The 652-nt window shown below is 57.1% G+C and carries 1 protein-coding gene; it reads right to left on the bottom strand.

Annotated features, from left to right (window positions below; genetic code table 11):
- The coding region (locus AC5V8P_RS25915; protein WP_495474099.1) for a KR domain-containing protein at window positions 1-652 on the bottom strand (652 nt) is incomplete at both ends.

Consider the following 652-nt stretch of genomic DNA (forward strand, 5'->3'; position numbering starts at 1 on the left):
CGGCCGGTCAGAATTAAGGTCGCTGCTCGGGTGTGCCGAACCAGCTCTTCTGCAACAAGTAGCCCCAGACCGCCAGAGCCGCCAGTGATGAGATACACGCCATCGTCTTTCCATGGCAGCTTCTCTTCTGGCCGAGACAACTCGAACTTTCTCCAGCAGGCGGTTTTGCGTTGACTGCCTTCATAGCGAATCCATCCATCTACCGGGCTGCGGCTGTTTTCCTCCAGCTTCGCCAGCAAGCTTTCCGCAGATTCTCCCTGTTCCACTTCGATCAATTGGCCGATGAGTTTTGGATTTTCCAGCCTGGCGGTCTTCAGCAGACCCGAAAGTCCTGAGAAAAGCTGCCCTTCTCCAGCCGCCGCCACGACAAGCTGGACCAGCACCCTTCCGGCAGGCTTGTCTTTGAGTAGGCCTTGGATGCTCTCAAAGGCGTGCACTGCATAGGCCTGAAACCGCTCATCCAACCGGCTTTTCCCGGATGTGAAGGCCAAGACCTGTGCAGCTCCGTTCACTCGTGCTTCGAGCCGTTCAGATAAAGCTTCGTCCGGCTCACACAGCAAAATGATACGGCGGTCATAGACAGGTGCTTCGACCTCCAGCGGCACGTCCTGCTCCTTCCAAACTGGCTCCAGCAGCAGGGTATGGCTAGCTG

This window comes from Paenibacillus sp. N119s, from assembly GCF_059447605.1.